General features: G+C 32.0%; 5 protein-coding genes. All 5 read left to right on the forward strand.

Translation table 11 applies throughout. The features are described from left to right. On the forward strand, nucleotides 1-757 hold a 757-nt coding region (locus tag RMO70_RS06885), incomplete at its 5' end, for a transporter (RefSeq protein ID WP_310555688.1). A gap of 126 nt (nucleotides 758-883) precedes the next feature. Then, nucleotides 884-1015 (forward strand): hypothetical protein, encoded by a 132-nt coding sequence (locus RMO70_RS06890; RefSeq protein ID WP_310555689.1) that lies wholly within the window; start codon nucleotides 884-886, stop codon nucleotides 1013-1015. Nucleotides 1016-1017: 2 nt separating this feature from the next. Further along, complete coding sequence (locus RMO70_RS06895; protein WP_310555690.1) at nucleotides 1018-3483, forward strand: M4 family metallopeptidase; 2466 nt, start codon at nucleotides 1018-1020, stop codon at nucleotides 3481-3483. A 30-nt stretch (nucleotides 3484-3513) separates the two neighbouring features. After that, entirely contained in the window at nucleotides 3514-3858 is a 345-nt protein-coding gene (locus tag RMO70_RS06900; RefSeq protein WP_310555691.1) for a DUF6970 domain-containing protein, read from the forward strand. Between the two features lie 155 nt (nucleotides 3859-4013). Further along, nucleotides 4014-5129 (forward strand): GNAT family N-acetyltransferase, encoded by a 1116-nt coding sequence (locus tag RMO70_RS06905; RefSeq protein WP_310555692.1) that lies wholly within the window; start codon nucleotides 4014-4016, stop codon nucleotides 5127-5129. Nucleotides 5130-5320: the final 191 nt, after the last annotated feature.

The following is a 5320-nucleotide window of genomic DNA, read 5'->3' on the forward strand; positions in this document are numbered from 1 at the left end:
CATTTTAAATTACGATGCCAATGGTTTTGGTTTAGACGCAACTTTGCGTTGGGGATTATTCAAAGAACAACTAGAATTAATAGTCGACTTGCAATACCAATCCGAAAAGTTTATAACCGGTATCAGTAGCATTACAAAATCAGCATTAAAGCAAACTGTGTTTGGAGCCAAATATTTAATTTATGATCCCTTCAAAAATCGGGAAGAAAAGATTAATATTTACAGTTGGAAAGCCAATCATAAATTCAAATGGGGGCAATTAATTCCTGCTGTTTCCGTATTTGCAGGAGCAAATCTTACTTTTTCGAACAATCCGTATCATTTTACTCCAGAATCCAGCATTTCACCTAAAATAATATTGATTACTCAAAATCAATTTGCAGGAGGAAAATGGGTTTTTGTAACTAATATCATTGGCGATTATATTTCAAGCGATTATCCCAGCTATGGCTATGTCCTTACATTAACTCGAGGGTTCAATAATAAATGGTCTGGTTTTGTAGAAAACCAAGGCTATAAAAGCGATTTTTATAGCGATGCTATTGTACGTGGTGGCGCAGCGTTTTTGATAACAAAAGACATGCAAATTGATGCATCAATTAGTACTAGTCTAAAAACCACACCATCGTTGCTATACGGCGGAGTTGGGTTTTCATGGCGCTATGATGCGAAATACAAAGAAGTGCGTATCAATATTGACTCTGGAGACACGGAACGAAAAGCAAAAAAAAGAGCCAAAAAAACTAAAAAAGGATAATATACATAAGTAAAATAAATATAAGAAAATAATTATAAAAATATTTTTTATTAGAAATAAATTCTTACATTTGACTGTAATTCATATTGTTATTGATTTTCCTTAATTTTAAAATCTTAAAAAAAAATGAAACAGAACAGAACAGAACAGAACAGAACAGAACAGAACAGAACAGAACAGAACAGAACAGAACAGAACAGAACAGAACAGAACAGAACAGAACTAGACAAAAGTATTTTTGGCTTTCAATTCTATTAGTTTTGACAAATTTAATTTACTCCCAAGTAAAAGAAAAAGAAATCACCTCAAAAAACTCCAGAGGTAAAGCGGAACTCATTAATTTTAGTGAAACTAAAATTAATTCAGATGAAAAAAGTGTAAATCAATTTTTGAAAAAGCAATTTAATTCAGAAAATGAAGTTGATTTTAAACAAAACCCATCAAAAATTCTTGTTGAAAACCAACTAGAATCTAAAAAATTTCAACAATTTTACAAAGGCATTAAAGCAGAGTTTGGTGTTCAAAATGTAGTTTCAGAGAACGGTATATTAAAAACTGTAAACGGAAGATATATTGATATACAAAATCTAGATATAAAACCCAGTTTAACAGAGAATCAAGCATTAGCTTATGCTCTTAAAAATATAAATGCAAAAGAATACATTTGGGAAAATAAAGAAAATGAGACTTTTTTGAAAAAAGAGCAAAATAACCCCCAAGCAACCTATTATCCAAAAGGGGAATTAATCATTCTTGAGAAAGATTTATTTTCTGATAACCCAACGCCTAAATTAGCTTATAAATTTGATATTTATGCAATGCAGCCGTTAAGTAGAAATAACATTTATGTTGATGCAAATAATGGTGAAATCATAATTAAAGATGCAATAATTAAACATGTTGATGGAACTGCAGATACAAGATATAGTGGACAAAGAATTATAAAAACACAACTTATAAACGCCCAATATAAATTAAGAGATTACTCAAGAGGCAGTGGTGTTGAAACTTATAATATGAATAATGGTACTAATTATAATTTAGCAACAGACTTTATTGATAATGACAATAATTGGACAGCACTTGAATTCAATAATTCTAATAAAGATAATGCAGCATTAGATGCTCATTGGGGAGCAGAAAAAACATACGATTATTTCTTAGCTAAACATAATAGAAATAGTTTTAATAATTCAGGTGGGGTATTAAAAAATTATATTCATACAAATTTAATTGCCTTTGGTTATGCAAATAACTTTAATGCTTTTTGGGATGGTCAGAAAATGACTTATGGTGATGGATTTGGAAATCCATTAACAACAATAGATATTATTGGACATGAAATAGGTCACGGTGTTTGCTCTACTTCAGCTAATCTTATCTATTCGAATGAGTCGGGTGCTATAAATGAAAGTTTAAGCGATATTTGGGGTGCTATGATTGAATTTTATGCAGAGCCTACAAAACAAACTTATTTAATCGGAGAAGATATTGGAGCGATACGTTCAATGTCAAACCCCAAAACATATAATAATCCTAATACATATGGTGGTCAATATTGGTATACAGGAAGTGCTGATAATGGTGGTGTCCATACAAACAGTGGAGTGCTTAATCATTGGTTTTATATATTGGCAGAAGGGAAATCCGGCACTAATGATATACAGAATACCTATAATGTGACAGGGATAGGAAAAGAAAAAGCCGCAAAAATTGTCTACCGTGCAGAAACTACCTATTTTACAGCTACCACGAATTACGCACAAGCAAGAGATTTAACAATCCAAGCTGCAAAAGATTTATATGGCACTAACTCCATAGAATCAGCAACGGTTTGCCAATCTTGGTATGCTGTAGGTGTTGGAAATAATAACTGTGTTGCACAAGTTACATTAACAGGTAGTAATTTAATTTGTGATACTACTTTAAATTATGCCTACACTGTTTCCAATTTAGTTCCCGGCACTTCAATAACTTGGAGTGTATCGTCTAAATTATTAATAGTGAGTTCTTCAAATTCAAGTCTAGTTGTAAAACCAATAAGTACAACTACAACGGGTTCTGCAACAATAACGGCGAATGTTTCAGGAATAATTACTACCAAAACGATTTGGATAGGTAAACCCGCAGCTCCTAAATTTATTTATGGACCATCGTCAGTAGTTACTGGAGCACTTGTAAATTATTCAAGTAGTGAATCACTTGGAGCTACTTATTATGATTGGTGGCTACCTTATCCATATGATACCGTAACAGTTTTTGATTATTTTGCACAAAACTGGCAAAAATTGACAAATTATAGCTCCACAACAACAATTCAAGTATTTACGGGATATGCAGGCACCACAGGTTTGGTACAAGTAATGGGGAAAAATGATTGTGGTTGTGGTCCAGCAAAAACAATGAGTGTAAGCCATGGTTCTGGCGGTGGTGGTCCAGGTGGTGGTGGCATACCAGTAGTTGGGTTTGCAAATAACAATACAAAATACATAATTTATCCTAACCCATCTAATGATATTATTTATATAGATTTGAGAAATCAAAGCGATGCTGTGAACTGGGTTGTTTTTGGAGAATTATTTGATTTACAAGGCATTTCCAAAACCGTAGTTCAAATAATCGACAATAAAGCAACTGTTAATGTAAAAAACTTACCTAAAGGTATTTACATCCTGAAAATAAATATCGATGGTCAAGTAGAAACTCATCAAATTATTGTAGAATAACTCAACTATTCACTTAAAAAAAAAACTAAAATGAAAAATTTAATATATATAATATTTATTTTATTCACCCTTGTGTCCTGTAATGAAGACGGAGAAAATCCTGATTATTCTGATTGCGTAAAAAATAAAATTGAAGAATATTTAAAATCCCCAACCACATACCCCAAAACCTATATCAAAGAATACATTTACAACGGGCAAACCGTATATTTAGTGAACACCAATAATCCAGATGGTGCATCAACTACGGTATTCAATCAAAATTGTGAAGTAGTTTGCGCTTCAGGAAGCACTATAACTGGTGAACCTTTTGATACCTGTCTAAACTGGGATAAAGCCACATTTGTTAAAATAATTTGGGTAGATAATCGATAACCTGAAAAATTTATAAAAACTAAAAGCCCTTTATTGGGCTTTTTTTTATGGATAAAAGAGTTTTTTTATATTTAACAAAAGTTAGCTATCTTCGTTGTTTACTGCCTATTTGTTTTTTAAATAATAAACAGTATGGTACTTTTAAAAAACCCACAATGATTACAATAAAAGAAGCCGTTACAAAAAACGAATTAATCGACTTTATAAAATTTCCTTTTTCTTTATACAAAGGCAATGCCTATTGGGTTCCACCCTTTATAAAAGATGAGCTCAAAAGTTTTGATAAACAAAATCCCATTTTCGAAAGCGTTCAAGCACAATTCTTTTTAGCTTACAAAGAGGACAAAATTGTAGGTAGAATTGCTGCCATCATCAATTGGGTCGAAATCAAAGAACAACACAAATTAAAAATGCGTTTTGGTTGGTTTGATGTTATTGATGATATCGAAGTGACCAAAGCCTTGCTTGATAAAGTTACTGAAATTGGCAAAGCCAATAATCTTGAATTTCTAGAAGGTCCAGTAGGTTTTTCGAATATGGATAAAGCCGGAATGCTTACGGAGGGTTTTGACCAAATTGCAACAATGGTAGGGATTTACAACTATGAATATTACCCAGAACATTTGCACAAGTTAGGATTTACAAAAGGATCAGAATGGCACGAGTTTAAAATTGAATTCAAAAACATTCACATGGAAAAATATGGACCCATATCCCAATTAATCGAAAAACGGTACCAATTAACAGCGTTGACTTTCAAAACCACCAAAGCAATTTTGCCGTATGTGGACGAAATGTTTGGGTTACTCAATAAATCCTATGCAGAACTTGAAACATTTGTTCCCATAAAACAGTTTCAAATAGATCATTACAAAGAGAAATACATCTCGTTTATACATCCTGATTTTATAAACTGTGTCATTGACAAAAACGGGAAATTAATAGCTTTTGGTATTACAATGCCTTCTTTTTCTAGAGCTTTTCAAAAAGCTAACGGAAGTTTATTCCCTTTTGGTTTTTTACATTTACTAAAAGCCATGAAAAAAAATGAACATGCCGAGTTATATCTTATAGGTGTTGATCCAGAGTACCAAAACAAAGGTGCTTCGGCTATTATTTTCAGAGAAATGCACAACGGTTTTACCAAACGAGGTATAAAATACATCGAAACAAATCCAGAATTAGAAGAAAACAACAAAGTACAATTGTTGTGGAAAAACTTCTTTCCGATCATGCACAAAAAACGGAAAACATTCCGAAAAGAATTGTAATTTAAAAAAACACAATCTTTATAAACACAAAAAAAATCCTTTCGGATTACCGAAAGGATTTCTTCTTGATACTTAATTCTATTTACTTAATACTTTTTAAGAAACATCAATCGTTGTTCGCTCAGCAATTTCTTTATAGGTACCATTTTCTAATTTTTCTCTAATGGCTTCAAAAGCTGACAAAGTTTCGT

This window comes from Flavobacterium sp. (assembly GCF_031422135.1).
Lineage (GTDB): Bacteria > Bacteroidota > Bacteroidia > Flavobacteriales > Flavobacteriaceae > Flavobacterium.